The organism is Pseudomonas sp. LBUM1674, assembly GCF_059695635.1.
In genome coordinates, this window is the sequence record NZ_CP166779.1 from 2,893,451 (window position 1) to 2,919,889 (window position 26,439).

Annotated in this window: 28 protein-coding genes and 1 pseudogene; 11 read left to right on the forward strand and 18 right to left on the reverse strand. The window is 58.8% G+C overall.

What is annotated here, in order from left to right; all coding sequences use genetic code 11:
* Positions 1–54 precede the first annotated feature (54 nt).
* Together ACA067_RS13500 and ACA067_RS13505 are read right to left on the reverse strand one after the other, a co-directional pair.
* Entirely contained in the window at positions 55–1,344 is a 1,290-nt protein-coding gene (locus tag ACA067_RS13500; protein ID WP_497462218.1) for an NHL repeat-containing protein, read from the reverse strand.
* 283 nt (positions 1,345–1,627) lie between these two features.
* Positions 1,628–1,894 (reverse strand): hypothetical protein, encoded by a 267-nt coding sequence (locus tag ACA067_RS13505; protein ID WP_497462219.1) that lies wholly within the window; start codon positions 1,892–1,894, stop codon positions 1,628–1,630.
* Between the two features lie 342 nt (positions 1,895–2,236).
* Here ACA067_RS13505 and ACA067_RS13510 point away from each other — a divergent pair, with 342 nt between their 5' ends.
* Positions 2,237–3,562 (forward strand): sigma-54 dependent transcriptional regulator, encoded by a 1,326-nt coding sequence (locus tag ACA067_RS13510; protein ID WP_497462220.1) that lies wholly within the window; start codon positions 2,237–2,239, stop codon positions 3,560–3,562.
* 71 nt (positions 3,563–3,633) lie between these two features.
* On the opposite strand, the gene fapF is transcribed toward ACA067_RS13510, so the two are convergent.
* From fapF to pnuC, 8 genes are all read right to left on the reverse strand, one after another.
* The gene (gene fapF / locus ACA067_RS13515; RefSeq protein ID WP_497462221.1) at positions 3,634–4,941 is read right to left on the reverse strand and encodes a fibril amyloid transporter FapF; all 1,308 of its coding nucleotides are present in this window, start codon (positions 4,939–4,941) and stop codon (positions 3,634–3,636) included.
* A gap of 45 nt (positions 4,942–4,986) precedes the next feature.
* Positions 4,987–5,730: a fibril amyloid subunit FapE gene (gene fapE / locus ACA067_RS13520; RefSeq protein WP_497462222.1), complete on the reverse strand. Its 744-nt coding sequence runs from the start codon at positions 5,728–5,730 to the stop codon at positions 4,987–4,989.
* A 44-nt stretch (positions 5,731–5,774) separates the two neighbouring features.
* Positions 5,775–6,455 (reverse strand): fibril amyloid maturation endopeptidase FapD, encoded by a 681-nt coding sequence (gene fapD, locus ACA067_RS13525; protein ID WP_497462223.1) that lies wholly within the window; start codon positions 6,453–6,455, stop codon positions 5,775–5,777.
* A gap of 63 nt (positions 6,456–6,518) precedes the next feature.
* On the reverse strand, positions 6,519–7,532 hold the full coding sequence (fapC, locus tag ACA067_RS13530; protein WP_497462224.1) for an amyloid-like fimbrin subunit FapC: 1,014 nt from the start codon (positions 7,530–7,532) through the stop codon (positions 6,519–6,521).
* Between the two features lie 61 nt (positions 7,533–7,593).
* On the reverse strand, positions 7,594–8,172 hold the full coding sequence (fapB, locus tag ACA067_RS13535) for a fibril amyloid subunit FapB (protein ID WP_497462225.1): 579 nt from the start codon (positions 8,170–8,172) through the stop codon (positions 7,594–7,596).
* A 1-nt stretch (position 8,173) separates the two neighbouring features.
* The gene (gene fapA, locus ACA067_RS13540; RefSeq protein WP_497462226.1) at positions 8,174–8,620 is read right to left on the reverse strand and encodes a functional amyloid chaperone FapA; all 447 of its coding nucleotides are present in this window, start codon (positions 8,618–8,620) and stop codon (positions 8,174–8,176) included.
* Between the two features lie 352 nt (positions 8,621–8,972).
* Positions 8,973–9,497, reverse strand: a complete 525-nt coding sequence (locus ACA067_RS13545; RefSeq protein WP_497462776.1) for an AAA family ATPase — start codon at positions 9,495–9,497, stop codon at positions 8,973–8,975.
* Entirely contained in the window at positions 9,494–10,057 is a 564-nt protein-coding gene (gene pnuC, locus ACA067_RS13550; RefSeq protein ID WP_497462227.1) for a nicotinamide riboside transporter PnuC, read from the reverse strand. Before pnuC ends, ACA067_RS13545 begins: the two co-directional genes overlap by 4 nt.
* A gap of 152 nt (positions 10,058–10,209) precedes the next feature.
* On the opposite strand from pnuC, the pseudogene ACA067_RS13555 reads away from it, so the two are divergent.
* The 3 genes and pseudogenes from ACA067_RS13555 to ACA067_RS13565 form a co-directional block, all read left to right on the forward strand.
* Positions 10,210–10,326, forward strand: a pseudogene (locus tag ACA067_RS13555) (IS110 family transposase); the annotation flags it as partial.
* 877 nt (positions 10,327–11,203) lie between these two features.
* Entirely contained in the window at positions 11,204–12,034 is an 831-nt protein-coding gene (locus ACA067_RS13560; protein WP_497462228.1) for an undecaprenyl-diphosphate phosphatase, read from the forward strand.
* Entirely contained in the window at positions 12,031–12,459 is a 429-nt protein-coding gene (locus tag ACA067_RS13565; protein WP_497462229.1) for a DUF1294 domain-containing protein, read from the forward strand. The genes ACA067_RS13560 and ACA067_RS13565 overlap by 4 nt, the downstream gene beginning before the upstream one ends.
* Before the next feature lie 12 nt (positions 12,460–12,471).
* Here ACA067_RS13565 and ACA067_RS13570 read toward each other — a convergent pair whose 3' ends face one another.
* Together ACA067_RS13570 and ACA067_RS13575 are read right to left on the reverse strand one after the other, a co-directional pair.
* Positions 12,472–12,831 (reverse strand): MmcQ/YjbR family DNA-binding protein, encoded by a 360-nt coding sequence (locus ACA067_RS13570; protein ID WP_497457043.1) that lies wholly within the window; start codon positions 12,829–12,831, stop codon positions 12,472–12,474.
* Complete coding sequence (locus ACA067_RS13575) at positions 12,828–13,736, reverse strand: LysR substrate-binding domain-containing protein (RefSeq protein WP_497462230.1); 909 nt, start codon at positions 13,734–13,736, stop codon at positions 12,828–12,830. Before ACA067_RS13575 ends, ACA067_RS13570 begins: the two co-directional genes overlap by 4 nt.
* A 129-nt stretch (positions 13,737–13,865) precedes the next feature.
* Between ACA067_RS13575 and ACA067_RS13580 the strand changes: the two genes are divergently transcribed.
* Positions 13,866–14,477, forward strand: coding sequence for an FMN-dependent NADH-azoreductase (locus ACA067_RS13580; protein WP_497462231.1), 612 nt, complete (start codon positions 13,866–13,868; stop codon positions 14,475–14,477).
* Positions 14,478–14,645: 168 nt separating this feature from the next.
* Positions 14,646–15,683, forward strand: a complete 1,038-nt coding sequence (locus ACA067_RS13585; RefSeq protein ID WP_497462232.1) for an alpha/beta hydrolase family protein — start codon at positions 14,646–14,648, stop codon at positions 15,681–15,683.
* 184 nt (positions 15,684–15,867) lie between these two features.
* Here ACA067_RS13585 and ACA067_RS13590 read toward each other — a convergent pair whose 3' ends face one another.
* On the reverse strand, positions 15,868–17,055 hold the full coding sequence (locus ACA067_RS13590; protein WP_497462233.1) for an MFS transporter: 1,188 nt from the start codon (positions 17,053–17,055) through the stop codon (positions 15,868–15,870).
* Between the two features lie 260 nt (positions 17,056–17,315).
* Complete coding sequence (locus ACA067_RS13595) at positions 17,316–18,905, reverse strand: ABC-F family ATPase (RefSeq protein ID WP_497462234.1); 1,590 nt, start codon at positions 18,903–18,905, stop codon at positions 17,316–17,318.
* Between the two features lie 494 nt (positions 18,906–19,399).
* Here ACA067_RS13595 and lpxO point away from each other — a divergent pair, with 494 nt between their 5' ends.
* The gene (lpxO, locus tag ACA067_RS13600; protein ID WP_497462235.1) at positions 19,400–20,299 is read left to right on the forward strand and encodes a lipid A hydroxylase LpxO; all 900 of its coding nucleotides are present in this window, start codon (positions 19,400–19,402) and stop codon (positions 20,297–20,299) included.
* Positions 20,300–20,458: 159 nt separating this feature from the next.
* Here the strand turns inward: lpxO and ku are convergent, their stop codons facing one another.
* Complete coding sequence (ku, locus tag ACA067_RS13605; RefSeq protein WP_497462236.1) at positions 20,459–21,331, reverse strand: non-homologous end joining protein Ku; 873 nt, start codon at positions 21,329–21,331, stop codon at positions 20,459–20,461.
* A 203-nt stretch (positions 21,332–21,534) separates the two neighbouring features.
* Between ku and ACA067_RS13610 the strand changes: the two genes are divergently transcribed.
* Both ACA067_RS13610 and ACA067_RS13615 read left to right on the forward strand, forming a co-directional pair.
* A complete protein-coding gene (locus tag ACA067_RS13610) occupies positions 21,535–21,888 on the forward strand; it encodes a hypothetical protein (RefSeq protein WP_497462237.1) in 354 nt (117 codons plus the stop codon).
* A gap of 50 nt (positions 21,889–21,938) precedes the next feature.
* A complete protein-coding gene (locus ACA067_RS13615) occupies positions 21,939–23,090 on the forward strand; it encodes a PQQ-dependent sugar dehydrogenase (RefSeq protein WP_497462238.1) in 1,152 nt (383 codons plus the stop codon).
* A gap of 25 nt (positions 23,091–23,115) precedes the next feature.
* Here the strand turns inward: ACA067_RS13615 and ACA067_RS13620 are convergent, their stop codons facing one another.
* On the reverse strand, positions 23,116–23,442 hold the full coding sequence (locus tag ACA067_RS13620; protein WP_497462239.1) for an ABA4-like family protein: 327 nt from the start codon (positions 23,440–23,442) through the stop codon (positions 23,116–23,118).
* Between the two features lie 273 nt (positions 23,443–23,715).
* Between ACA067_RS13620 and ACA067_RS13625 the strand changes: the two genes are divergently transcribed.
* Both ACA067_RS13625 and ACA067_RS13630 read left to right on the forward strand, forming a co-directional pair.
* Positions 23,716–23,859, forward strand: coding sequence for a hypothetical protein (locus tag ACA067_RS13625; protein WP_497462240.1), 144 nt, complete (start codon positions 23,716–23,718; stop codon positions 23,857–23,859).
* 133 nt (positions 23,860–23,992) lie between these two features.
* Positions 23,993–24,262, forward strand: coding sequence for a DUF1652 domain-containing protein (locus ACA067_RS13630; RefSeq protein ID WP_497462241.1), 270 nt, complete (start codon positions 23,993–23,995; stop codon positions 24,260–24,262).
* 131 nt (positions 24,263–24,393) lie between these two features.
* Here ACA067_RS13630 and ACA067_RS13635 read toward each other — a convergent pair whose 3' ends face one another.
* Positions 24,394–24,660: a DUF2790 domain-containing protein gene (locus tag ACA067_RS13635; protein WP_497462242.1), complete on the reverse strand. Its 267-nt coding sequence runs from the start codon at positions 24,658–24,660 to the stop codon at positions 24,394–24,396.
* 265 nt (positions 24,661–24,925) lie between these two features.
* A complete protein-coding gene (xylB, locus tag ACA067_RS13640) occupies positions 24,926–26,422 on the reverse strand; it encodes a xylulokinase (RefSeq protein WP_497462243.1) in 1,497 nt (498 codons plus the stop codon).
* Between the last annotated feature and the right edge of the window lie 17 nt (positions 26,423–26,439).

The following is a 26,439-nucleotide window of genomic DNA, read 5'->3' on the forward strand; positions in this document are numbered from 1 at the left end:
GCGCAAGTTGCCGTAAGTGCAAGGCAAGATCAAGTGTAGGAAAAATCCTTTGGATTAACCCAGATAACGTGCGACGACGGCCCGACAGTTGCCGTCCAGTGAAGAACCCGCCACGACGATGCTTGCGTTCGCTTGCACGGCCAATGAAGTGGCAATATCCAGGCTGCGACCCTGGCGGGTGCGAACCCAACCGGTACCCATGCCAAAGCGACAATCGAGCTGTCCGTCGGGCATGTAGCGGGCCAGAATGAAGTCGCCCTCGACGCCGCCGATGGTTGCACCTGCCGCCAGCACGCAGCCGTCCGGCAATGCCAGGGCGGCGTTCCACTGGCAGCCACTGTGGCCGATTTCCAGCAGTTGCGGATGGCCGCCGTTGCAATGGCTGTCCGGACGGCCGTTGCTGTGGACTTTCAATGAAAGGCAGTGCATCGGGTCGCGGCTGCTGCCAAAACACTGCAAGTCGCCATTATCGTGCTGGATGATCTGGCTGATCTGAGCGCTGCGCTCTTGGGCCTTGAAACTCATGAAGCCGTCCACGGCGAAACATTCGTCGAGCCGGCCATCGGTGTGATAGCGGGCCAACAGGCCTTCCTGGGGGAAGTTGATCGAGCCGCCCACCAGAATCCGGGCGTCTCGTTGAACCATCAGGCTGCTGATCCAGGTGTTCATCAGCAAATGCCTGACCATCACGAAACCACGACCATTGAATGTGCTGTCGAGTGAGCCGTCGGTATCGAGTCGTATCAGCATGCCGACATGATCGGCCAGTTCAAAGTGATGATTGGCCAGCAGCAGGATGCGACCATCCTCCTGCACGCAGACATCACAGGCTTCGGTGCCTGGCATGCCAGGGGGCAGCCAGCCGTCGCGCGCACCCATGGAAAGATTGCCAGGCAGGCGCACCACGCAGCGACCATTGTCGCCAAAGCCTTGAGCCGGACGGCCGTGCTGATCAAACAGGGCGAGGGCAGGCAGTGTCCGGTGCGCATTCTCGTAATGCAGCCCGGCCAGTAGAATGCGCCCATCGGCCAGGACATGGACTTTTCCACCCATCGCCTCGAAGCCGTGTTCAAACTGCCCGATGACGCTGCCTTGATGACCGAATACCAGATCGGCCGAGCCATCTTCCAGCAGGCGAGCCAGGCCGAAGCGGCTGCCGCCTGGCGTTCCGACCTTCGCCGCTACCAGCAGCCTGCCCTGTGAATCGATCGCCACTCCGTTGGCCATGCTTGAGGTGCTGCCGGCGAAATACACTTGGGTCGTGCCATTTCCGGCGAAGGATAAATCGAGTGCTCCGGCGTCGTTCAGGGTGGGCGTCAAGGTAATAGCGGTCTGGATTGACATGCACGCGGCTCCTTGCGAGTCGTCCTGATCCAGAAGTTGGGCGGCGACTTTCTATAGGGAAATCATTCAATCCCTGAATGCCCGGATGCACAACAGTGAGAACTAACAGGCGGAGGGTCGTTTTGTGCCAGAACAGTGTCTTTTCGAACCACTGGCAAGCCTGGTAATAAAAGGGCTCGCACAGGTTCGAAATAAACCATCGTCAAGTGCAGATGGCCATGCAACGCCAGCTACCCATGATAGGGGAGGGTGCGGGTTACATGAAGTAACCCGCACTGAATGCTTAGTGCGGCATCGACCACGATTGCAGGGTGTAGCCTTCCTCGCTCAACTCGGCACGTGCCTGATTAAGCAGGCTTTCAAGTTGCGCGGGATCGGTATAGGCACTGCTTGGAATCTGCTGGCGACCGATGCGGGTGTTGGTACGGTCGATGACGCTCAGGCTGAGTTCGCCATTACCGTCCTGTGGGGCCCAGGCCACGCATTGAAAGGGTTGGAATGCGCGGTCGGCGATCAAAAGAGCTTCGTTGATACGGAGCGGGGCGTTCATGGGATCGTCTCTCTGTATGCCCAATCAAGTGAAGTGCCGTCGGTTGGGCTTACCGTTCGGCTCGTTACTTGTACTGATGCCCGCAACCGGGGGGTGGGTCACATTCAATCCAAAGTTATTTCAACTTTCTTTCATTGGATCAAGGTGTGGAGGGATCTTGAAAGCTGAATGAAAGGTTAGAGTCGTTAGGCAACTAACAAAGCCGCTTCTTATACCTATTCACTCAACGGTCATATAGTCAAACGATACAAGGGGCCGTCAAAATATTGCTAATGTTACAGTCAAGACCGCCAAATGACTGTTTTTAATAATATTTCATATATTTGGCGTCAAGGAACAGTCATGAGCGAAGCGCCTGCCTTACGACGTCTATTAGTAGTGGACCCCTGCGACGACTGCCATCGGCTATTGCCGGGTTTACGCTCTGTGGGGTGGGATGTAGACAGCTGTACCCTGGAAAACGCCGCAGACAAAACCTGCGACGTCGGCCTGCTGCGATTGCAACCTTTTCACCTCGAGCGACCGGAGGCGGTCAAGGAGCTGATCAGCCGCAGCGGCACCGAGTGGATCGCCGTACTCAACCAGGAAGTCCTGCGCTTGCAGAATGTCGGGGACTTCGTTTGCGAATGGTTTTTCGATTTCCATACCTTGCCGTTCGATGTGTCCCGGGTTCAAGTGACGCTGGGCCGGGCGTTTGGCATGGCGCGCCTGCGCGGCAAGGGCACGGTTCACATTGATCAGCCTGAGCATGAACTGCTCGGCGACAGCAAGCCGATTCGCGAACTGCGCAAGCTGCTGAGCAAACTGGCACCCACCGAGTCTCCGGTATTGATTCGCGGTGAAAGCGGGACCGGTAAGGAACTGGTCGCCCGCACATTGCACCGACAGTCCCAGCGACACAGCAAACCCTTTGTCGCCATCAATTGCGGCGCGATTCCCGAACACTTGATTCAGTCCGAACTGTTTGGCCACGAGAAGGGTGCCTTTACGGGCGCCCATCAACGCAAGATCGGGCGGATCGAAGCCGCCAACGGCGGGACGCTGTTTCTCGACGAAATCGGTGACCTGCCCCTGGAGCTGCAAGCCAACCTGCTGCGTTTCCTCCAGGAAAAACACATCGAGCGTGTCGGCGGCAGTCAGCCGATTCCAGTGGATGTGCGGGTATTGGCGGCGACTCACGTCGACCTTGAGGCCGCCATCGAGAAAAAACGCTTCCGCGAAGATTTGTACTACAGGCTGAACGTCCTGCAAGTCGTCACCGCACCCCTACGCGAGCGTCACGGCGATCTGTCGATGCTGGCCAATCATTTTTCCCATTTCTACAGTCATGAAACCGGTCGCCGCCCTCGCAGTTTCAGCGAAGACGCCCTGATTGCCATGGGCAAGCATGACTGGCCGGGCAATGTTCGTGAGTTGGCCAACCGGGTACGCCGCGGGCTGGTGCTGGCGGAAGGACGGCAGATCGAGGCGCGGGACCTGGGACTGATCAGCCAGCATGCGATCGCCGCACCGATGGGCACCCTCGAAGACTACAAGACCCGCGCCGAGCGCCAGGCATTGTGCGATGTATTGAACCGTCACAGCGACAATCTCAGCGTTGCTGCCCGGGTATTGGGCGTGTCGCGGCCGACCTTTTACCGATTGCTGCACAAGCACCAGATCCGCTAGAGGCAAGGTCAAAAGATCAAAAGATCGCAGCCTGCTGCCGCAGGCTGCGATCTTTTGATCTACAACGTTGATCAGAAGTAATACGGGAATTTCAGGCTGAAGGTAAAGTCCGGGGCATCGTCCGTCATGCCGATGGACAGGTTGGGGACGATGGTCAGGTTGTCGGTGGCCGCAATGGTCATGCCGACGTTGAAGTAACCGGCGTTGGCATCGCTGGAAGTAACCGATTGCCAATCCCCGCCATCTTCCCTGATCTTGCTTTTACGTTGCACCAGGTCAGACACCGAGAACGACATACTCATCTTTTCGTTCAACGCAAACGCAATACCGGCGCCGATCTGGAAGCTGTCGCCGATACGCACATCGCCAGGCGTTTTCTGGTTGACGGTGGAACTGATGTCGTCAAAAGACTCCTCGAAGTTGTGGGTGTAGGAGAGGCTACCGAACAACACGGCCGGGTCGAAGGTCTTGACCAGCGAGATGCCAGGGGTGATCGACCAGACGCCGTTGCCGGTCGGCAGGGACTCAGGGACGAACAGATTGGTGTTGGCATTATCCTGAACCAGCTTGATACCGAACGGATCCTTGCCGGTTGGCGCCTTGACGCGCAAGGTGAGCACCGCATCCGGGGTGTTGACCGACTCGTCGAGGAACTTGTAGGCAATACCGAAGTTGACGTCGCCAATGGTTGGATCGCGTTTGACGGAGCTTTCGGTGGTGACCCCTGCGGACCCCTCGTTACCGCCGCCGGACTGATAGGTCGATTCGCGGTAGATCACCGGCACGTTCAGGTCGAACTGCCAGCGGTTGTCGAAGTTGTAGCGGCCGGTGAGGTCAAGCGTCCAGGTGTCGGCCTTGATCCGGTCCAGGTTGATGTTGCCCAGAAAGATCGAGTCCAGCGCGAGAAAGCCATTGAGGATCAGCTGGCGCGTATCGTACCGCGAATAGGTCAGCCCGGTTTCCAGGCTGAACTTACCGCCGCCGAAGAACCCGCTGGCCTCGTCGTACAGGTTGGAAACACTTTGTGCCGGCTGCGAATCATCGGCCAGCGATTGCCCGTAGGAACTGCCGCCGCCCCCGGCCGCCCCCCCTGACGCCGCCGCAGCACCGGTACCGGTCGCGACTTGTGAATTGCCTTTGAGATCGGCTGGCGACTTGGCCAGACGCTTGGGTTGTTCAGTTGCCGGTTGATCTTCGACCTGACGGACCCGTTGCTCGAGGATCGCCAGTGCTTTTTGTTGTACTTCGTATCGTTGCTTCAGCTCCAGAAGCTCCTGTTTCAGAATCTCCACATCCGAAGCGGGTGCTGCCTGCAAGATCGCCGCGGGGAATAAAGTGCTCAAACATACAACTGCGCGCAGTGATACTGATCGATACATGAATAAGCCGTCCCTTAATGCCCAATGATCGAGACTCAGCGTAGTTCAATATCCCAGAGTGCGTAGTGCGTTGAGTTGAGTCAGGTTGCAGTCCAGTGCACCTGCGCTCGGGCCATTATTGTTCAGCACTACATTAAGCTGAGTCAGGTTATTGACCGCATTGCTGCTGCCCAGTAACCGCGTGTTCTGCAACAGGCCACCCTGGGCAACTTGCTGCAGGGTCGAGCCCTGGTTGTTGTTGGCCTGAATGGCCATCTGGATGCCGCCGCCGGTGGCGGAAACGGCCACACTGCCGGCCGCATTGCTACCGGTAATGGTTTGCCCGCTCATCAACACCTGGCCGTGGCCCGGGTTGAGGGCCGGGGCATGACTGGCCTCTTTGACGTCGATTGCGACGTTGTTGTAGGCGGAGTTGCCATCGCCGGCGGCGCGCACGCTCTGGGTGATCCCTTGCGCGCTGTTCAAGCCAGCGCCACCAATGACGCTGCCAGTGCCTTGCCCGGGCGTACTGCCGTCACCGGACTGGCCAAAGGTTGACACGTAGAATTCGGGTTTCAGGGTGCCTGCCTGAATCTGCATCGAAGTGGCCGCCCCGATCAAATCACCACTGGCATTACGCCAGGTACTGCTCATGACAATACCGAAACTGATGATCCGTCCCGGCATGACGTAACGGCCGCGCAGCTCGCCGAGCTCCCGGTCGTTGATTTCGATGGGTTTGAATCCGTTGGCATAGCCTGAAGCGCTCGCTGCCAGACAGGCAGCGGCCAGCCAGTATGAGGTTTTCATCTGCTGCTCCCGGAGCATCCCGCCCCACTATCATCTTTAGGCGATTAAAAGAAGTCGCTCTGTATGAAACCGAAATCCATCAATTCAGCATCTTTGACCGGATTGAAGTTATCCAGCTTGTTCTTGGCCGTCAGGGGTTCCGGTGGACTGCGAAGTGCATTGGTCTTGTCATAACCGGGACCTACGATGGCGAAGACGATGCCGTTCCAGCCTTTGACAAAATCATCATGGGAGTAGCGTTTGTGACCGAGGACCGGGTCGCCGATATACACCCAATCCTTGTCTGCCCGCTGCATCACCACGAAGTGCTTGTAGCCGCGAATTTCCATCAGTACCACCACCGGAATCGTCACTGCATCCAGCTTTTCGGTGGGGATCTTGTAGCCCCGGGCACGCATGCCGATGCTTTCTATGTAGCGCTTCATGTCCAGCATGGAAAAACCCTGGGTACGAACAAGGTCCTGGTCAGCGTTGACCAGCATGCCTTTGATGATGTGCTCTTCATCGACGTCGAGCCAATAAGCCTGGCGCAGGACTGTCGCCAGTGAGGCGGCGCCGCAGCTGAAATCTGTTTTCTGTTCGACGATGTCGCTGAACTTGCGCTCACGCAAACTCTGTACATCCTTGTAGACCAGCATGCCGCCAGGCAGGGCGGCCACGGGCATCTGTGCGGCCTGAGTCAGGCCAGACAGGCAGAGCAGGGCGAAAAGGGCAGTCTTACGCATGATCGATACGCCTTTGCGGACTGTGGAAAAGCCCCGTTGCCGGGGCTTTTATTTCGATCGCGATCACAGGCAGACGTTGCAGCCAGCAGCGATGGACAGCGAGTTGCTTTGTTGGTTGCCTACACCCGATGCTACGTTGGCGCCGCCGTTGCCGGAGAAGCCGTTCATCGAGCCCGCCATGGTGGCGGTGTTGGTCACAGGGGTTTTCCAGCCATCTGCTGTCAGTTTTTGTTCAGTGGTTACGCCAGCCAGGCCGAATACGCCGACAGCGACGAAATCAGACTTGGTGACATCGTCGTCATGGCCGCCACGGCCACCTTTGTTGCCATAGCCATGGCCGTTGCCGTGATGGTCATCCTCTCTGGACACGGCTTTGCCGGCTGCCACGAACGCACCCGCAGCGGTAAAGGTGCCTTTGAGCTCGTCTGTCTTGTAAGTCTGGGTGCCAAAGTTGTTGACAGTCAGCCCGGTGGAGCTTTGGGTTGCCACAGCAGCTGCGGTTGCTACACGGCCGCCCGATACAGCGATGGCCAGGTTGTTTTTCTGTTGGTTGAAGCTGCCGGAAGCCACGTTCATGCCGATGTTGCCGGAACCGTTGCTGCCTGCGTTGTTGAGGGTCGACGTGTTGCCACTGGAGTAGTTGTATGCAGAGTTGCCGGTGTTGAATTGAGTCGCGGCTGAAACGGCGGTTGCGGTGCCGAAGATGAAGCTTTCGTCGGAAGTGGCCAGTGCAGCGGCGTTGTCTTGCTGGTTACCGTCACCGGCTGCAACGTTGGCGCCCATGTTGCCGTTGGAACCATTGAGTGAGTTGTCGCCTTTAGCGTCGTTTTTGGTGCCTTGGTTCAATCCTTTATTGCCATAGCTGTTTTGCACGTCCAGCACGGCAGCCTTGGCGCCGGAGCTGAGTGACAGCAGTGTTTCAAAGCTTGGGCCGCGATCATGCCCGTTGTTGCCGTGGCCATTGCCGTGGCCATTGCCATGACCGCGATCATCATCGCGACCGCCTGCTTGTGCTGCGATTGCCATCACTGCTGCCAGTGCGAAAACCAGTGGTTTGAGAGCCATTGTAGGTTTCATGGTGTTTCTCCGTGCTTATTAGTTGGTTAAGTGTGTACGTTCTAATTGCACTGCGTTTGGGTCAGTCAGCGACCCGGATGCTCAGGGTGTTAGCCATGCGGTTCCCCACCCCGGCACTCTGGTTCACCTGAATCACTCCTCGGCTGCCGGTGAAGGCCTGGTCGCTGATAGCGACCTGGCGACTACCGATTGGAATGCCAGTTGTTCCCGAGTTTGGTTGCAACGCCACGTTCTGTTGAGAAAGGGCGCTATCGTCGACGCTTTGCGCTCCGGCACTGATGCTGATGCGCATTGCGTTGGCCATTTGGTTGTTGGCCCCGGCACTCTGGTTGACGCCCAGTACACCGTTGCCATTGCTGAAAGAGGTGCCACTTATCGTTGCTTTCGCGTTCATCGACGGGTTGGCGGCCGTGTCGATTGCCTGGATGACCTTGGTCGTCGCTCCCCCATTGATGCCGATGGCGATGGCACGCACGTTGGTTTGCTGCTGTTGATCACCGGCTGCCTGGTTGACGTTGAGGTTGCCTTTGTACTGGGTGCCGGAGTTGTGAATGTCGGCGTTGTTGACCACGCGAACACCGGAATCAGCCATGGCGCTGGTGCAGCCCAGCAGAGCAAGTACGATCAGGGAACGCGTCATGTCATTGGCCTCCAGCCAGTCTGCTCAGGGGGGCGAGGCCGGAAGTCATTGCCCGATTGATGGTTCCCGAAATCGCGCCGCCACTACCGCCACCACTAGCTGCTCTCATGCCAGGCATGCCGCTGGGGTTGGTGATGACGTTGAGGCCTTGCAGGCCTGAGCCATTTGGGGGAATGTTGTTGCCAATGGAGGAGCCGCTGGCGACGTTGGCGAATTCGCCATCGCTGAGCTCGGAATTGCTGAGGCTTTGGGTGACTCGTTCAGAAGGATTGACGTTGACAGCAGTCGGGTTGGGGTCCTTGCCTCCGTCGCGGCCGATGTGCACCGGCTGAACGTCACGTCTAACCACGATGACCCCATTGCCTTCAGCTTGAACATTGAAGCTGAATATCGAGGTGGCGAATCCGACCAGCAGGAGGTGGGTTATTCCGTTGTTGAAAGTTCCCATGGCAACTATTCCTTCTTCTGCGAGCTGGACCTTGTCAGCGTTATGAAGGAGAGAGCGAAAGCTGTGCCGCTTTTTGATAGTCGTGGTAATTCAATAGCTTGCGAATTATGCCGACAGGGGGCGTGTAGGGCTTTGTTTCAAATTTGAGACAGTGCAAAGTGCCTGTATCAGGCCAAAGCAGTTGCGATGCTCTAGATCAAGGGTTGACGGCGATGTGTTTCATTTTCTTAACAGCGCAGGTGTAAAGATTATGAAGCCGTTCAAATAGCGAGTTTGAGCTCGGAGGGGTGTTTCAAAAATGGACACTTACCCCCCAAACAGGGGAGTGCCGCGTCCGGATTCGCAAAAACAGTCAGGAATCGAGTAGAAGCTCAACCGCCTTCAGGGCCTGGGTGCGACGCGCTGCCCAATCGCCCTGCAGCACCTGAACCGGTTGTCGATGGTGCTCCAGCCAGGTGAGGGTCTGATCGAAGAACGCCCGGCGTTGACCCAGTTCGGGCTGGCAACGCTGGCCGTCATCCGTCCAGGCGACGTTTTCGGGAGATAACAACAGGTGCAAGTCGTACCGTCTGGCCAGCAATGCCTGTTCGATCCAGGCGGGGCAGTCACCAAACAGGGTCTGGCTCCAGAGGATGTTGCTCAGCAAGTGAGTGTCGAGCAGTAGTAACCGCGGCTGTCGGGCACGGGCCTCGTCCTCCCATTGCAGCTGTCCGCGGGCTATATGGGGAATATCGGCCAGGCAGGTGTCGCGCGGGTTTTGCTCGATGAACCAGCGGACATATTCGTCCACCAGGACGCCGCCGAAATGCGCTTGCAGCTCCGCCGCGAGCCAGCTCTTGCCACTGGATTCGGGCCCGGTGAGCACCAGGACTTTCATGTGCGCAATACCGGGTCGGCGCGCCATTCCCGCCAGCCTTGCACGGCTATCAGCAAAAACAGCGCGTAGAGGCCAGCGGTCAGGTACATCCCCTTGTAGACAAAAAGGCCGACGAAAACCACGTCGAGGGTGATCCACAGTGGCCAGCATTGCACGCGCTTCTGCGCCATCCAGACTTGGGCTACCAGGCTGAAACCGGTGAGCGCCGCATCGAGCCAGGGTTGGGCGGCATCGGTCCAGTGGGCCATGGCAGCACCCAGCAGCAGGCTGCCCAGCGCGCCGACGGCCAGGCTGAGCGTTATGGATTGACCATCGAGCTGGCTGATTTTCCGCCCTTGACGGGTTTCGCCCGCGCGCGTCCATTGCCACCAGCCGTACAGTTGCAAGGCGGCATAGATCACCTGAAGCAGCATGTCGGAGTACAGCTTCACTTCAAAAAAGATCCAGCTGTAGAGCAGCACCATGATCAGACCAATCGGCCAGCACCAGGGGTTCTGTTTGACCGTCAACCAGACGGCAATGACACCGAGGGTGGCGGCAAACAGTTCAAGCCCGGACATGGGGGTTCCTTGGGGGAAGTTGAAGAGGGGGGGGCGATTGTAACGGGTAGGCGCGGTTGGCGGGTTTGTTTGATCGTGTACATATTCGTTGCTGCTGTGGTTTCTTTGTTGGTGTACATATCCGTTTCTGCGGTAACGGCTACTTAGGGTTTCGCCATCACTCCAATCTTGTGGTCTGTGCGCTGGCCAACAAGCTGGCACGAATCGCTTGGGCGATTGCGGCGCACCACACTGAATTCGATGCGGGGCCAAGCGCGACGAACGCCTGACCCCGCTATTACCCGAGCACCACCCACCTGGTTTTGCGATGCTGGATAACTGATGACGTGAACGGCCAACCGGCCTGACGACAACCCTGGGCTCTCACACGGCTGAAAGGCCGTTCCAATAATTAGGGTCGTTGGGCATCGATTCTCATCGAGGCGCGGGGCTAGCAACCCCACTCAGACGCCGGATAGATGAAAGCAAGCCAAACACGACATCAACAACAGTATTGCAGAAAAGGGGGTAACCATAGATGTGGGAGCGAGCCTGCTCGCGAAGCTGTTGATTTTGCCGTTGCCGTTGCCGTTGCCGTTGCTTTGGCTTTGGCTTTGGCTTCAGATCTGCCGCCCCTTTCCCAGAGGCCGAACGCAGGCGTTGCGCAGGGGGCACCGCGGCAAGGATGCCGCGGTAGCCGCCCTCGGCCATGGATGGCCGATGGCGGCGGGCCCCCGGAGCAATGCCGGAGTGAGGGCATGCCGAGCCTAGGCGAGGCACCGAATGGCGGGGCAAAAGCCCTTGGTTACTTGGGGCTCTTCCAAGTGACTCGCTGTAAGAGCGAAACCGTCAGCGGCCGTTACCGCAGAAACGGATATGTACACAATCAAATGGGCCTGTTGCAGGGTCGAGCCTGGCCAATGCCATTCAAGCTCGCGCCGGACAGGCCTGGAAGACCTCAAGTCCATAAACGCGGCAGCGTTAATCGGACTTGTCTGATAGGATTTCGGCCCCGCGCGGAAAAACCTGAGTTCAAGTTGATTTTTCACGGAATTTTTACGGTTTTGTGGGGGAATTGCGCGCGCGGGACTTCATCTGCACTGATCACAGTGGCGTTCTGAAAATATTAACGGGGCATGCCGTGGCGCATCGCTTCTTGGGGGATTGATGGATCTTTGGACCGCCTTTCAGGCATTGATACTTGGCGTTGTAGAGGGACTTACGGAGTTTTTGCCCATTTCCAGTACCGGGCACCAGATCATCGTGGCCGACCTGCTCGACTTCGGGGGTGAGCGGGCCATGGCCTTCAACATCATCATCCAGCTCGGCGCGATCCTGGCGGTGGTGTGGGAGTTTCGCCGCAAGATTTTCGATGTGGTCGTCGGCTTGCCGACCCAGCCAGGCGCTCGACGCTTTACCGCGAACCTGCTGATCGCCTTTATGCCGGCCGTGGTATTGGGGGTGATTTTCGCCGACCTGATCCACCATTATCTGTTCAACCCGATCACGGTAGCCACGGCGTTGGTCGTGGGCGGTGTCGTCATGCTGTGGGCTGAACGGCGTCAGCATGAAGTGCATGCCCACAGCGTCGACGAAATCACCTGGAAGGACGCCCTGAAAATCGGCTTTGCCCAGTGTCTGGCCATGATCCCGGGCACCTCGCGCTCCGGTTCGACGATCATTGGCGGTTTGCTGTTCGGCTTGTCGCGCAAGACCGCCACCGAGTTCTCGTTCTTCCTGGCGATGCCGACCATGGTCGGCGCGGCGGTGTACTCGGGCTACAAATACCGCGACCTGTTCGTGCCGGCTGATTTTCCCGTATTCGCCATCGGCTTCGTCACGGCGTTTATCTTCGCGATGATTGCCGTGCGCGGCCTGCTCGTGTTCATCGGCAGTCACAGCTACGCGGCGTTCGCCTGGTATCGCATCGTGTTCGGCCTGTTCATCCTCGCCACCTGGCAGTTTGGCTGGGTTGACTGGACCGCCGTCCAGCCATGAACGACTCCAGCGCGCGCAACAACCCCGGACGCCGGTCCGGGGGCGAGATTCGCCATCCCCGGCTGAAACTGCTGGTGTTTGCGATCCTGTGCGCGCTGCCGCTGTCGGGTTCGATGACGATGTGGCTGGGTGGCATTTCGCGGGTGCCCCTGGCGGCCTATGGCATCGTCAGCGGGCTGGCGTTCCTGCTGTACTGGAGCGACAAGCGCCAGGCTCGGCTCGATCGCTGGCGCATACCGGAGAACGTGTTGCATGCGGTGGAACTCGCCGGCGGCTGGCCAGGCGCCTTGCTGGCCCAGCAGGTGTTTCGGCACAAGACGCGCAAGCTTTCGTTTCAGGTGCTGTTCTGGGTGATCGTGCTGCTGCACCAGGTGTTCTGGATCGATCAGTTGTTCCTTGGTGCCCATCTTTTCGCGCTGCTTTAAATTCGCGCAGCTTTAAAGTACCAGGCCGACCTGGGTGCGCCGAGGCAACTTGCGCACCACCAGTTGATGGGAACGTCGCAACAAATCTTGCAGCTCTTCGGCACCGAGCGGGTAGGGCGTTGCCATGATGATCCACTGCGCCCGCGCCAGATAAGGTGCCGGATGAATGCCCGGACGGTCGCAATGACCGAGAAACAGATCCTTGTCGACCTTGAACGCCAGGGATGCGCCCCGCAGGTTCTGCAAGGCGAACATCTTGTTCCCGGCAATCGAAAACACCCGCACGCCACCCCACTTGTAGTCTTCCCGCGCGCCGGGCAGCGCCAGGCAGAACTGCGCGACATCCTCTTCGCTCATGCGTGCGGCCTTCATAACAATCGTTCCCCACAGGCGTTGAATGATTCGATCAAATGGTCGATCCAGGCGCGCACCGCCGGCATCACCCCGCGCCGATGAGGGTAGACCGCCTGCAGCCAGCCGCCAGGCAATGACCAGTCAGGCAGCAACTGCACCAGTGAGCCGTCTGCCAGCGCTTGCTCGCAATACATCATCGGCAGCAGGGTAAACCCCTGGCCCGCCAGGGTACAGGCCTTGCGCACGATGAAATCATCGATACCCAATCGCGCTTCGAGGGTCAAGTCAACGCTGTTGCCCTGTTGATCGAGCATGCGGATGTGCACCATGCGATCGGCTTCCAGCGCGCCGAGCACCGGCAGGTTTTTCAGGTCTTCGGGATGGTTGATCTCATGTCCTTGCAGGAAGGCGGGGCTGGCGACCATCGCCATTTGCGCCTGACGCAAGCGTCGGGTGACCAGCAACGGGTCTTCGTCGCCCAACTCGCGCACGCGCAGGGCGACGTCGACACCCTCGGTCACCAGGTCGACCCGACGATTGAGCAACATGACCTCCAGTTGAACCAGTGGAAACTTCGCCAGGAAATCACTGATCACGGTCGGCAGAATTTCGTGGGCCAACCCCACCGGGCAGGACACCCGCAAACGCCCGCGGGGTTCGCTGGACATGCTGGCCACGGCCTCATCGGCCATCTCGGCTTCCAGCAGCATCGCCTGACAGTGCCGCAGGTAACGCTCGCCCACGGCCGTCAGCTTGAGTTGGCGGGTGGTACGTTGCAGCAGGCGTGCACCCAGGCGTTCTTCCAGCTCGGCGATCCGTCGCGACAGCCGCGATTTGGGAATCCCGAGCAAACGCCCGGCCGCCGCGAAGCCACCGGCTTCGACCACCTTGGCGAAATAGTAGAGATCATTGAGGTCTTGCATGCTGTCCACTCGATTGTTCTATCAGTAGGACGAACTATCGCATTGTTGCCATCTAATCAGCTATTGGTTTCGCCTGTAGGATTGTCTCCATCAGATCGCCATGAGCGGTCCTCACTTGGAGATCCCCACATGAAATTGCTGCATATCGATTCGAGCATTCTTGGTGACAACTCGGCTTCCCGTCAGCTGAGCAGCGAAGTCGTCAAAGCCTGGCAAGCCGCCGAACCAAGTGCCGTGGTGACTTACCGCGACCTGGCTGCCGATGCCATCAGCCATTTCTCCGCCACCACCCTGGTTGCCGCCGGCACCACGGCTGAACTGCGCGATGCCGCACAACAGCACGAAGCCGAGCTGAGTGCACAGGCGCTGGCTGAATTTCTCGCCGCCGATGCCGTGGTGATTGCCGCCCCGATGTACAACTTCACCATCCCGACCCAACTCAAGGCCTGGATCGACCGCATCGCCGTTGCCGGCCAGACCTTCCGCTACACCGAAGCCGGCCCTGAAGGACTCTGCGGTGACAAGAAAGTCGTGATTGTCTCGACCTCTGGCGGTCTGCACGCCGGTCAGGTCACTGGCGTTGCTCATGAAGAGTATTTGAAAGTCATGTTCGGCTTCCTCGGTATCACCGATATCGAGTTCGTCCGCGCCCATGGCCTGGCTTACGGTGATGAAGTGCGTACCAAGGCCATGAGCGATGCCCAGACGCACATCAGCGAGCAGTTGTTCGTCGCCGCGTAAGGTTTGCGTAAAGACGTCAAACAGCTCGGGCAACAACCAAAAAACTCTGTATTCTGAGCACGCAAGTGCCAGAAGCGGAGTTTTTTGTTACTGGTTGTTTCTAGTCCTGGCCCAGGTTATGCAATCGAGGGTTACCGTCTCCGGTCAAGTAGCAAGGTGGGGCATCCCATGGTGCGTCTGTGTGCAAGTTTACTGATGTGTCTGCTCGGCAGCCTGACTTCAGTGCACGCCGCACCTGCGTCGCACCCTCACTGGAGCGTCGGCTTCCATGAGATGAGCTTTCTCGATCCGCTGGACCTGCAGCCGATGCGCGCCATCGCCTTCTATCCTTCCAGCGACAAGGAACACACCAGCACACTCGAGGGCTACACCGTCGAAGCCGGCGAAGACACCCACGTCGCCATCGGTCGTTTCCCGATGCTGATGCTGTCCCATGGCAACACCGGAACCCCGCTGGCCCTGCACGATCTCGCCACCTCGCTGGCGCGCAAGGGGTTCGTCGTGGTGGCGGTGATCCATCCCGGCGACAACTCCAGGGACCACAGCCGCCTGGGTACCTTGAGCAATCTGTATGGCCGGCCGCTCCAGATTTCCCAAGCCATCACCGCGACCCTGGGCGATCGCATGCTTGCGCCCTTCGTCAACGCCAATCAGGTCGGCGTGATCGGTTATTCGGCGGGCGGGGAGACAGCGCTGATCCTGTCCGGTGCGACGCCTGACCTGGACCGTCTGCGCCGCTACTGCCAGGAGCGTCCGGATGATCGCGATGCCTGCAACACTCAAGGCGAGTTGATCGTTGATCGCGATGACCTGCAACCGGTATCTGACCCACGGGTTCATGCCTTGCTGCTGATGGCGCCGCTGAGCCTGAAGTTCGGCCGCCATACCCTGGCCGACGTGCACGTGCCGGTGCTGTTATATAGCGGCGACGGCGACAAACTGGTGGCATTCGACAAGAACGCCGCAGCGCTGGCGCGCAAACTGCCGATCGCGCCGGACTTCAAGTTGCTGGCCGGGGCTGGGCACTTTGTGTTCATGGCGCCGTGCAACGAAGAGCAGATTATCGCGATGCCGGCGTTGTGCACCGATGCCGACGGGGTTGATCGCGAAGACATCCACCGCACCCTGATTTCCGAAGCGGGGCGGTTCTTTTCTCGGGCGCTGGGCAAGCCGGACAGGGCCGGCATGCAAACCGCCGATCAATAAGACCTGCACGATGCCTGCAAACCGCCGATCAATGACATCGACGCAATCCCTGCAAACTGCCGATCAATGACACCGACGCAATCCCCTGTAGGAGCTGCCGCAGGCTGCGATCTTTTGACTTTGCTTTTCAAAAACTAGATCAAAAGATCGCAGCCTGCGGCAGCTCCTACAGGGGTCGTGGGTGTCAGGTCATTGCGCGGCGTTTCAGTAACAGGGTCAAGCCCAGGCCGCTCACCGACAACAGCGCCGCGCTGAAGAAAATCCACGAGTACCCCAGGTTCAAGGCGATCGCGCCCATCAACGGCCCGGCAATCGCCAGCGCCAGATCGAAAAACACCGCATAGGCGCTCAAGCCCGCGCCGCGACTGGAATTGGGCACCTGCTTGATCGCCTCCACACCCAATGCCGGGTAGACCAGCGACAAGCCGAAGCCGGTCAGACCTGCGCCGATCAACGCATAAGTGGTCGAGGGCGCAAGCCACAGCAGCCCCAGGCCCAAGGTTTCAACACTCATGCAGGCAATGGCCGAGGCGAATCCGCCGAAGCGGCTGATGCTGGAAATGAACAACAGCCGCGCCAGAATGAAACAGACGCCAAACACCGTCAGGCAGTAGGCCGCGCCAGCCCAGCCGCGGCTGACGTAATACAAGGTGATAAAAGTGGTCAGGGTGCCGTAGCCGATGGAGGCCAGGCTCAGGCTCGCGCCAAACGGCGCAATGCGCCCGAACACCGCCCAGAATGGCAGGCGCTCGCCGCGAATCACCGGCACCGAGGGTTTGTTGCGGATCAGCAGCAATGCCGCCAGCGCCAGCAGCGACAAGACAATTCCCAGGCTTTCAAAGCCGTACTCGGCGACCATCACCACCCCAAGCGGTGCACCAATGGCGATGGCGCCGTAGGACGCAATCCCGTTCCAGGAAATCGAGCGCGCGGTATGTTCGGCACCGACCTGGCCCATGCACCAACTGATGGTGCCGACGCCAATCAAGCCTTGGGCGATCCCCAACAGCAGGCGGCCGGCGATCAGGATCAACAGACTCAACAACGGAAAGCTTTGCAGCAAAGTCGACAACAGCGTCAGCACACCGCTCAACACGATCCCCGACAAGCCGTACACAATCGCCCGCTTGGTGCCAATACTGTCTGACATGCGCCCGGCCATGGGACGACTGAGCAGAGTGGCCAGGTACTGGCAGCCGATAGTCAGCCCCGCGATGATTGCGCTGAAACCCAGCTGTTCGTGGACGTACCCCGGTATCACCGCAATCGGCAGGCCGATGCACAGGAAGGCAATGAAGGTATAGAAGACGATGGAGACGATCTGCAGGGTGATCGCCATGGAGCTTTGCGGGGGCACTTGCTGCACAGACATGAGGGCTCGTTCGCGGGCGGCGGTAGGAGAATTGCATCATGGCTTGGGTGGGGAATAAAAGGAAGCAGGCTAACTATATCCGTGAGCTTGAGGGCCCCATCGCGAGCAAGCTCGCTCCCACATTGGATCGCGGTCACTTGTGGGAGCGAGCTTGCTCCGGGCGGCGTTCCGACGATGATTTGCGCACCACAGAAATACTTGAACATTGAAATGCAAAAAGCCCCGTCACCAGGACAGGGCTTTTCAATTGCAGCAGAGTCTTAGAACACAACACCCTGACTACGCAGGTAGTCATCATAAGTGCCGCTGAAGTCGATCACGCCGCTGGCGCTCAACTCGATGATGCGGGTGGCCAGAGACGATACGAACTCACGGTCGTGGCTGACGAAGATCAGCGTGCCCGGGTAGTTCTCCAGCGCCAGGTTCAGCGCCTCGATCGATTCCATGTCCAAGTGGTTGGTCGGTTCGTCCATGATCAGTACGTTCGGCTTTTGCAGGATCAACTTGCCGAACAGCATGCGACCTTGCTCACCACCGGAGATGACCTTGACCGACTTGAGGATCTCATCGTTGGAAAACAGCATCCGGCCGAGGGTGCCGCGTACCAGTTGCTCGCCGCCCTGGGTCCATTGGCCCATCCAGTCGAACAGGTTGCAGTCGTCTTCGAAGTCGTGCGCATGGTCCTGGGCGTAGTAGCCCAGTTCCGCGGCGTCGGTCCATTTCACAGTACCGGCATCCGGGGTCAGTTCGTTGACCAGGGTGCGCAGCAGGGTGGTTTTACCGATACCGTTCGGGCCGATGATCGCCACGCGCTCGCCTGCTTCAACAACGAAGCTGAAGTCCTTGAACAGCGGCTTGCCGTCGAAGCCTTTGGCCATGCGCTCGACGATGACCGCTTGACGGTGCAGCTTCTTGGTTTGTTCGAAACGGATGAACGGGCTTACACGGCTCGAGGGCTTGACCTCGGCCAGTTGGATCTTGTCGATCGCCTTGGCGCGGGAGGTTGCTTGCTTGGCTTTCGAGGCGTTGGCCGAGAAGCGGCTGACGAACGATTGCAGTTCCGAAATCTGTGCTTTCTTCTTGGCATTGTCCGACAGCAGTTGCTCGCGGGACTGGGTCGCCACGGTCATGTACTCGTCGTAGTTGCCCGGGAACAGGCGCAGCTCGCCGTAATCCAGGTCAGCCATGTGGGTGCACACGCTGTTCAGGAAGTGACGGTCGTGGGAGATGATGATCATCAGGCTGGAGCGCTGGGTCAGCACGTTTTCCAGCCAGCGGATGGTGTTGATGTCCAGGTGGTTGGTCGGTTCGTCGAGCAACAGCACTTCCGGATCGGAGAACAGCGCCTGAGCCAGCAATACGCGCAGCTTCCAGCCTGGGGAAACCTCGCTCATCGGGCCGAAGTGCTGCTCGATGCCGATACCCAGGCCCAGCAACAGTTCGCCGGCACGGGATTCGGCTGTGTAGCCGTCCATTTCGGCGAACTCGGTTTCCAGCTCCGCCACGGCCATGCCGTCTTCTTCGGTCATTTCCGGTAGCGAGTAGATGCGATCGCGCTCGGCCTTGACCTTCCACAGCTCTTCGTGACCCATGATCACGGTATCGATCACGGTGAATTCTTCGTAGGCGAACTGGTCCTGGCGCAATTTACCCAGGCGCACGTTCGGCTCGAGCATGACCTGGCCGCCCGACGGCTCGAGGTCGCCACCGAGGATTTTCATGAAGGTCGATTTGCCGCAACCGTTGGCGCCGATCAGGCCGTAACGGTTGCCCGCGCCGAATTTCACCGAAACGTTTTCAAATAGCGGCTTGGCGCCGAACTGCATCGTGATGTTAGCTGTAGAGATCAAAGGTTTTTCCTGCGAAGCTTGAAGAGTAGCAAGGGTTGCGGCAGTACCGATTCAGTACCCGTTTCCGGTATCCGAACCACGGGAAATTCATCCCGGTCAGACGCGGAAGGTCCATCTGGCAATAAGTGGACAGCAGCATAAGGAGCGCTTGGCCCGAGTCGAAGTGCGCTGAGGCGGGTTCTTTCCCGTCATCAACCAAGGGGGGCGCATAATGTTTGGCGGCGATTGTACTGGTCTGGCTCTTTAAACGATAGGGCGTTGAGGCCGTACGGCTGCTTTGACGCCTTCAGCGGACAGATTTTCACCGCTGAATGCTAACAATTGGTTACAAACGGCGGCTAAAATGCCATCTCTCATCCAGATGCCGACAGTCGGCAAGCGCTCAGGGACGCGCCACCGGGACCGCCGTTTCGATATCAGACGCTGCACAAGACCCCTGGCCGCAAGGCCTCCAGGGGACGCAGTTTGTTCACTTCTGACGTGTGACGATTTTCGTGAAGCTCATCATTGCTGTTATTTATTTTGTATCGATTGCGTACGTTCATCTGCGCGGACGCGTGCGTCACAAATTGGGTCGCCAGCTGAGTGATCACTCGACGTTTCTGGCACCGGTCAATTGCTTCCTTTACCTGTTCTCTAAAATTCCCAACAGGCCCTACCTCAACCCGGCGGATTTCCCCGATTTGAGTCCGTTGCAAGCCCATTGGGAGGACATTCGTGCCGAAGGCCAGAACCTGCTCAGGACTGAAGAGATCAAGCGCTCGAACCAGTACGACGATATCGGTTTCAACTCGTTCTTCAAGACAGGCTGGAAGCGTTTTTATCTGAAGTGGTACGGCGACAGCCACCCCTCGGCGATGAAGCTCTGTCCACGCACGACAGAACTGGTGCAGAGCATCGGCTCGATCAAGGCTGCGATGTTCGCCGAGCTGCCGCCGGGGTCCAGGCTGGTCCGTCACCGCGATCCGTACGCCGGTTCCTATCGTTATCACCTGGGGCTCGACACGCCGAACGATGCCGGTTGCTACATCAACGTCAATGGCGAGAACTATCACTGGCGCGATGGTGAGGCGGTCATGTTCGACGAAACCTTCATTCATTACGCTGAAAACACCACTCAACAAAACCGCATCATTTTGTTCTGCGACATTGAGCGGCCCATGAAATATCGCTGGGCGGCAGCGTTCAATGGCTGGTTCAGCCGCAATGTGATGGCGGCGGCGGGCGCGCCGAACGTTGAGGGCGACAAAACCGGTGGTATCAACCGCCTGTTCGGCAGGATCTACAAGGTTCGCCTGAGGGGCAAGGCGCTCAAGAAGCGCAATCGCAAACTTTATTACCTGGAGAAGTGGGCGATTCTGGGTGGGTTGCTGGCGGTTTTTGTGCTGATCTGAACATTGCGTTATGACGGCTGACGCCATCGCGGGCAAGCCCGCTCCCACAGATTCAGTGTTTGCCGTCAATTATGTAGCTGACACTGAACCCTGTGGGAGCGGGCTTGCCCGCGATGAGGCCGGTACACCCACCGAAAAACAGTCGGATCAAACAATCGATCAACCACTCGAACGCTTTGAAGTTTTTTTGGCCGGCGCCGGCTTGTCGGTCGATTTAGCTTTCGCAGCAGGTTTAGCAGCGGCCTTGCCACCCAGGCTACGTTTAAGCAACTCCGTCAAGTCAATCACATCCGCAGTCTTACGCTCTTCTTCACCCGTCGCCGTTTCCACGTCCTCGATCTTCCCTTCATGGGCTTTTTTCTCCACCAGCGCCATGATCTTGTCTTCGAAGCTGTCGCGATAGTCCTCAGGGCTCCACTCGGCGCTCATGTCTTCAACCAGTCGTTTGGCCATGTCCAGCTCGCCCTTGACCAGCTTGGGACTGGTGACTTCGCTGCCCAGTTCGAGCGTATCCAGACTGCGCACCTCGGCCGGCCAGCGCAGCATCACCAGGACCATGGCCGACTCCAGTGGCATCAGCGCGGCCAGGTGCTGGCGGGTATGCAAGACCACGTGGGCGAGGGCGACCTTGTTGGTTTTGCTGAGGGTTTCGCGCAGCAGCGCGTAGACCTTGCCGCCGCGTTTATCGGGTGCAAGGTAGTAGGGTGTGTCGATGTTTTGCAGGGGAATCTGTTCACTGTCGACAAAGGAAAAGATGTCGATGGTCTGCGTGGATAGCGGGTGCGCCGACTTGATTTCCTCTTCGCTGAGCACCACGTAGCGACCCTTTTCGTACTGCACACCTTTGACGATGTGCTCTTTGGTGACTTCCTTGCCGGTGACCTTGTTGACGCGCTTGTAGCCGACCGGTTCCATGCTCCGGCTGTCGAGCCAGTCGAAATCCACCCCTTGGGAAGACGTCGCCGAGACCAGCGCGACAGGGATATGCACCAGCCCGAAACTGATTGCGCCTTTCCAGATTGCCCGTGCCATCGTCGTCTTCTCCCAAGTGATGATCAGGTGACCCGTGGCCTGGAGCAAAAGTTTCAGCCGCTTTGGGCCGCGTTTCTAGGGCGGATCAGCGGTACGGTCAAAGGGTGTTACATCTTGTTGGGGAGGTTTTGATTAACAAATGCGAACCCCGGGCGTAGCGTGCTATCGAAGGCTCTATCCACGCTTACGTCGAGAGGCTCCCGATGAACCGATTAATGCTTGGCATCACCGCGTTGGCATTGAGTGGCGTGCTGAGCAATCCGGCCCAGGCCGACCCAGCGCCATCCTCACCCTTGTTGTTGGCGCAGAGCCCGACGGGCAATTCAAGCAATCCTTACAACAGCCCGATTCGCCGGACCAACCCCAACAGCATGCAGGGCACCCAACCCGGCGCTCCAGGCATTCGCGGGCCAAACACCGTGCCCGTTCCGCGACCACCGACCCTGGACAACGGCGGGATTGGCAACCGCTATCCCCAGGACCGAACGGCGCCGGCCAGCCCACCGACATTCATACCCAATCCGCCTCATCGAGACGCAGACACCAGCAACCGTTGAACGGCAAGACGCGAGTCTGCCAGCCATTCTGACGACAAAAGGAATCGTGCATGTTGCGTAAAACCCTCCTGGCCACCCTCTGTGCCAGCGCATTGATCACTGCTACCGCACCTGTGTATGCCGCGCCCGCTCAAGAATTGAAAAGTGAGCAGGGCACCCTCGAAGTCACCCCGATCGTCGAGGGCCTGGATCACCCATGGGCTTTGGCGTTTCTGCCCGATCGCCAGGGGATGCTGGTGACTGAACGCCCCGGCAACCTGCGGGTGGTCAGTGCCGACGGCAAACTCTCGGCGCCGCTCGAGGGCGTGCCGCAAGTCTGGGCCAAGGGCCAGGGCGGCTTGCTGGATGTGGTGTTGTCGCCCGACTTCAAGCAAGACCGCACGGTCTATCTGTCTTATGCCGAAGGGGGTGGCAAGGGCGACAAGGCCGGGACGGCGGTCGGCCGCGGACAATTGTCGCAAGACCTGAAGACAATCGGGAACTTCAAGGTGATCTTCCGCCAGGAGCCCAAACTGTCGGTCGGCAACCACTTTGGGTCGCGCCTGGTGTTCGACCGCGACGGTTATCTGTTCATCACCCTCGGTGAGAACAACGACCGGCCGACGGCCCAGGACCTCGACAAGCTCCAGGGCAAGGTCGTGCGGATCTACCCCGACGGCAAGGTACCGGACGACAACCCCTTTGTCGGTCAGACCGGCGTGCGCCCGGAGATCTGGTCCTATGGCCAGCGCAATCCACAAGGCGCGGCGCTCAACCCCTGGACCGGCGTCCTCTGGGAAAACGAGCACGGCCCCCGGGGCGGCGACGAGATCAACATTATCGAGCGTGGCAAGAATTACGGCTGGCCGATGGCAACCCACGGCATCAACTATTCCGGCCAGCCGATTCCGGAAGCCAATGGCAAGACCGCCGAAGGTACCGTCGCGCCGCACCACGTCTGGGAACAATCACCCGGGCTGAGCGGCATGGCGTTCTACGACGCTGATCGCTTCAAGGCCTGGCAGCACAATGTGTTTATCGGCGCGCTGGTCACTCAGGAACTGATTCGCCTGCAGTTCAACGGCGACCGAGTGGTTCACGAAGAACGGTTGATGGGTGAGTTGAACAAACGCATTCGTGATGTGCGGCAGGGACCGGACGGCTATTTATATGTGTTGACCGATGAGGCTGACGGGGTGCTGTACAAGGTCGGCCTGAAGTAAGACAGGCTCGACCGCAGCGTCAATCTCAGGCGATGCCGATAGCCTTTTTCCGATCCTGCAAACCACGGGCGACAAGGTATGACAATGGCCCGATGGACACGAAAATGGCGGTAATCAGCAAATAGGGAAGCACCGACAGTGCGGATTGCCCGCGCTTGCGTGCATCCCTGTACATCCAGATGCCGGCAAGCGTGGCCAACAGATAAAGGTCGATCACCACCTGGGCAGTATCGGGCCGCGACATCAGGCTTATGCCAAAATCGATCAACGATTGCTCGGTCTGCAGCATCACTGAAAGGGTGTAGCCGGCAAAGGCGATCAGGGCAATGACGGGCAAGGCGACAGACTTCATGATTTCCTTCCTTGGGATGATGAGTGCAATTGTCAGCCTACAGAGGCCGAAGGAATTCGGCCATGATTTACTCTGTTGCCGTGTGCACTCTTGTCAAAGACGGTCTGGCAAGCAACGTGCTCATCGGGCCAATGACTGTTCAGTCGATAACATTCAGCCCGACGGTAGTGATCCAGGACAAAGAATCCGTGATGCGGCCTTGCGTGTGGGTGCGGTCGGTGGATACTGAATCAGCGTCGTTACAATTTTACCGCCATGGATCTTGCAAATTGCATGGCCGTAATCGGCCTTTGTTGCATTTTGCATGAAAAGGCCAGTAGTCAGTGCACAAATATCATTGAATTTACCGATGAGCTGCACGGCGAAATTCGCGGCATGTTTTATGCTGTAGCTGGCCTTGAGCTGACCGGCTTTTAATTAGAGTCAGCGGCTACACCGGAAAACGGTCAGATGAAGACTTGATAAAGCCTGCAGGGAACATGAGCGGGGGATTGGGTACTGATCGACGTGGATGTTTGATTGGCATTCTTACAATAAGGAGAGGGTCGTAATGTTTCTTTCTGCCTTGGAACTTCGAAACATCATTGAAACCAGTTTTCTTCCGAAACGTTGTCAATGTACGCTGTCGCCGGACCTGTCGATGACTGTAAAAGTGTATTCCGATCGTAAAACCGATCACCTCGATCTGATGGTGACCGGAATAAATGCCAAACATCTCAATGGCTGCAGGGAAATCAACGACCTGATTGCCGAATTGCGTGTGGACATGCAAAACAGGGCCGATGTCCAGACTCTGCATCCAGACAGGAAAGCGCTTTAACCCACGGTTCCATGACTCGCGCCGGGTCTGGAGAAACGCCAGACCTGGCGCCAGCTCAACCATCAGCAGCAATATGCCCGGGGACCGGCATGGCGATCGAGCCATTCGCCCATGCAGTCCGGACTGCCTGGTCAGCTTTGCAGGCTGCAAGCGTCGGACAGTTTTCGATAAGTGATTCGAGCAGGCTGGCCTGACGTGTCGATGTACTTCATTTCAGCTGTGATGACTTCGCAATACAGGGTCGAGGGCTCGGTCAGCGAGATGACCTTGGCCACGTGCAATGGAAACCCATAGTAATACGCAGGGACTTGGGTGGAGGACGTATCGTCGGCCAGAGCAAGACCGGCAAAGGCGGTGCAGGCGAGGGCGGCTGTCGACAACAATGTGCACGTGTTCATGAACGATCTCCAGTGCAGGCGAAAAGTCAGCTCGACCTAGGGTCGAACCTGCCGCACTGGGCGTCAGAGAGATCTGAGGGCGTGCGGTCCAGTAAAGCTTTGGACCGCAGCGTTAAGAGATGGTTAAGCCGGCTGAATGCCACCCGTCGGCAGTTTCGTTACTTGACCGGCAGGCGCTGAGAAATGGGCCACCTTGGCGAGCAGGCTCCACAGTTGAGGTGTTCAACCGAGATCCATGTGGGAGCGGTGGTGGCGATCCGACACGTTAAAGGCTTGCGACATGCTGTCGATAGCGTTCGTAGGCCTGCTGACAGGCCGCCACATTGTCTGCAATCGGCAAGGTTTCGCTGGCCGGATCGAGCTTCACGCAACGCTCGCACAAGTCCGCCAGGCTGTGTTCATGGCCGTTTGCCCAAGACGTGCACCATGCCGCCTGAATCGCTGCGCCGAGCGCCGCGGCTTCGCTTTGCCCGGTGCAGATCACCGGCGTGTTCATGATGTCCGCGACCAGCTGCCGCCACACCGCGCTTTTCGAGCCGCCGCCGATCAGGCAGATACTGCGGCTTTGCAGGCCATTGCGGCGCAACAGGTCCAGCCCATAACGCAAACCGAAGGTCGTGCCCTCTACCACGGCGCGACACAGGTTGGCCTGCGTCAGGTTGGTCATGGTCAGCCCCAGCAGGCTGCCCGTGGCATGAGGCAGGGTAGGCACCCGTTCACCGTTGAGAAACGGCAGCATGCACACGCCTTCGGCACCGATCGGCGCTTTCGCGACGAGTTCGTTGAAGCGCTCGATATCCAGCTCGAACAACTCGCGAATCACCCCGGTGGCATTGGTCAGGTTCATGGTGCAGATCAGCGGCAGCCAGCCACCGCTGGATGAACAGAAGGTCGCGACCGAGGCGTCCGGACTGACATTCGGCTGGTCGGCATAGGCGTAGACCGTTCCCGAGGAACCGAGGCTCATGGTGATTGCGCCGGGCTTGATGTTGCCGGTGCCGATGGCCCCCATCATGTTGTCGCCACCGCCGCAGGACACCAATGCCCGCGGGTTGATGCCCAGGTACTCGGCGATGCCCGGCAGGAGGGTGCCAACGGCCTGGTGGGCGTCGATCAGCTCCGGCAACGCGGCTTGCAGGCGGCCGGTGGGGTCGATGTCGCGCAGCAGCTGCAAGTCCCACTGACGGGTGCGCACGTTGAAATAGCCGGTGCCCGAGGCATCGCCATACTCGCTGCAACTGCGGCCGGTGAGCCAGAAGTTGAGGTAGTCGTGGGGCAGCAGGATGCGGGCGATGCGGGAAAACGTTTCCGGGTGCTGTTCTTTGGTCCAGAGCAGCTTGGACACGGTATAGCCCGGCGCGATGACGACGCCGAGGCGTTCCAGCGAGCCGCTTTCGCCGCCCAGATGGGCCAGCAGGCGGTCGTTCTGCGGGCTGGATTCGGTGTCGCACCAGAGTTTGGCCGGGCGCAGTACCTGGCCCTGATCGTCGAGCAGGACCAGGCCGTGTTGTTGGCCGGAGACGCCGATGCCGAGGATGTTCTGGCCGTCGATGTTGGCCGCAATCAGCGCTTGGCGAGTGGCCGAAGTGAAGGCTTCAAGCCATTGCGAGGTGTCCTGCTCGCGACGGCCATTGGCGCCGCTGATCAGGCTGTGCGCAGCGGCGCCCTGGCCGAGGACCTCGCCACTGATTGCGTCGAGGACGAGGGCCTTGGTGCCTTGGGTACCGCAGTCGATGCCGAGGAAGAGTTGTTGGTTTGCCATGGAGGATCCTTGGTGTG

Coding starts and splice junctions, on each gene's coding strand:
- ACA067_RS13500 (WP_497462218.1), bottom strand. CDS start 1,344: ATGTCAATCCAGACCGCTATTACCTTGACGCCCACCCTGAACGACGCC.
- ACA067_RS13505 (WP_497462219.1), bottom strand. CDS start 1,894: ATGAACGCCCCGCTCCGTATCAACGAAGCTCTTTTGATCGCCGACCGC.
- ACA067_RS13510 (WP_497462220.1), top strand. CDS start 2,237: ATGAGCGAAGCGCCTGCCTTACGACGTCTATTAGTAGTGGACCCCTGC.
- fapF (WP_497462221.1), bottom strand. CDS start 4,941: ATGTATCGATCAGTATCACTGCGCGCAGTTGTATGTTTGAGCACTTTA.
- fapE (WP_497462222.1), bottom strand. CDS start 5,730: ATGAAAACCTCATACTGGCTGGCCGCTGCCTGTCTGGCAGCGAGCGCT.
- fapD (WP_497462223.1), bottom strand. CDS start 6,455: ATGCGTAAGACTGCCCTTTTCGCCCTGCTCTGCCTGTCTGGCCTGACT.
- fapC (WP_497462224.1), bottom strand. CDS start 7,532: ATGAAACCTACAATGGCTCTCAAACCACTGGTTTTCGCACTGGCAGCA.
- fapB (WP_497462225.1), bottom strand. CDS start 8,172: ATGACGCGTTCCCTGATCGTACTTGCTCTGCTGGGCTGCACCAGCGCC.
- fapA (WP_497462226.1), bottom strand. CDS start 8,620: ATGGGAACTTTCAACAACGGAATAACCCACCTCCTGCTGGTCGGATTC.
- ACA067_RS13545 (WP_497462776.1), bottom strand. CDS start 9,497: ATGAAAGTCCTGGTGCTCACCGGGCCCGAATCCAGTGGCAAGAGCTGG.
- pnuC (WP_497462227.1), bottom strand. CDS start 10,057: ATGTCCGGGCTTGAACTGTTTGCCGCCACCCTCGGTGTCATTGCCGTC.
- ACA067_RS13560 (WP_497462228.1), top strand. CDS start 11,204: ATGGATCTTTGGACCGCCTTTCAGGCATTGATACTTGGCGTTGTAGAG.
- ACA067_RS13565 (WP_497462229.1), top strand. CDS start 12,031: ATGAACGACTCCAGCGCGCGCAACAACCCCGGACGCCGGTCCGGGGGC.
- ACA067_RS13570 (WP_497457043.1), bottom strand. CDS start 12,831: ATGAAGGCCGCACGCATGAGCGAAGAGGATGTCGCGCAGTTCTGCCTG.
- ACA067_RS13575 (WP_497462230.1), bottom strand. CDS start 13,736: ATGCAAGACCTCAATGATCTCTACTATTTCGCCAAGGTGGTCGAAGCC.
- ACA067_RS13580 (WP_497462231.1), top strand. CDS start 13,866: ATGAAATTGCTGCATATCGATTCGAGCATTCTTGGTGACAACTCGGCT.
- ACA067_RS13585 (WP_497462232.1), top strand. CDS start 14,646: ATGGTGCGTCTGTGTGCAAGTTTACTGATGTGTCTGCTCGGCAGCCTG.
- ACA067_RS13590 (WP_497462233.1), bottom strand. CDS start 17,055: ATGTCTGTGCAGCAAGTGCCCCCGCAAAGCTCCATGGCGATCACCCTG.
- ku (WP_497462236.1), bottom strand. CDS start 21,331: ATGGCACGGGCAATCTGGAAAGGCGCAATCAGTTTCGGGCTGGTGCAT.
- ACA067_RS13610 (WP_497462237.1), top strand. CDS start 21,535: ATGAACCGATTAATGCTTGGCATCACCGCGTTGGCATTGAGTGGCGTG.
- ACA067_RS13615 (WP_497462238.1), top strand. CDS start 21,939: ATGTTGCGTAAAACCCTCCTGGCCACCCTCTGTGCCAGCGCATTGATC.
- ACA067_RS13620 (WP_497462239.1), bottom strand. CDS start 23,442: ATGAAGTCTGTCGCCTTGCCCGTCATTGCCCTGATCGCCTTTGCCGGC.
- ACA067_RS13625 (WP_497462240.1), top strand. CDS start 23,716: ATGGCCGTAATCGGCCTTTGTTGCATTTTGCATGAAAAGGCCAGTAGT.
- ACA067_RS13630 (WP_497462241.1), top strand. CDS start 23,993: ATGTTTCTTTCTGCCTTGGAACTTCGAAACATCATTGAAACCAGTTTT.
- ACA067_RS13635 (WP_497462242.1), bottom strand. CDS start 24,660: ATGAACACGTGCACATTGTTGTCGACAGCCGCCCTCGCCTGCACCGCC.
- xylB (WP_497462243.1), bottom strand. CDS start 26,422: ATGGCAAACCAACAACTCTTCCTCGGCATCGACTGCGGTACCCAAGGC.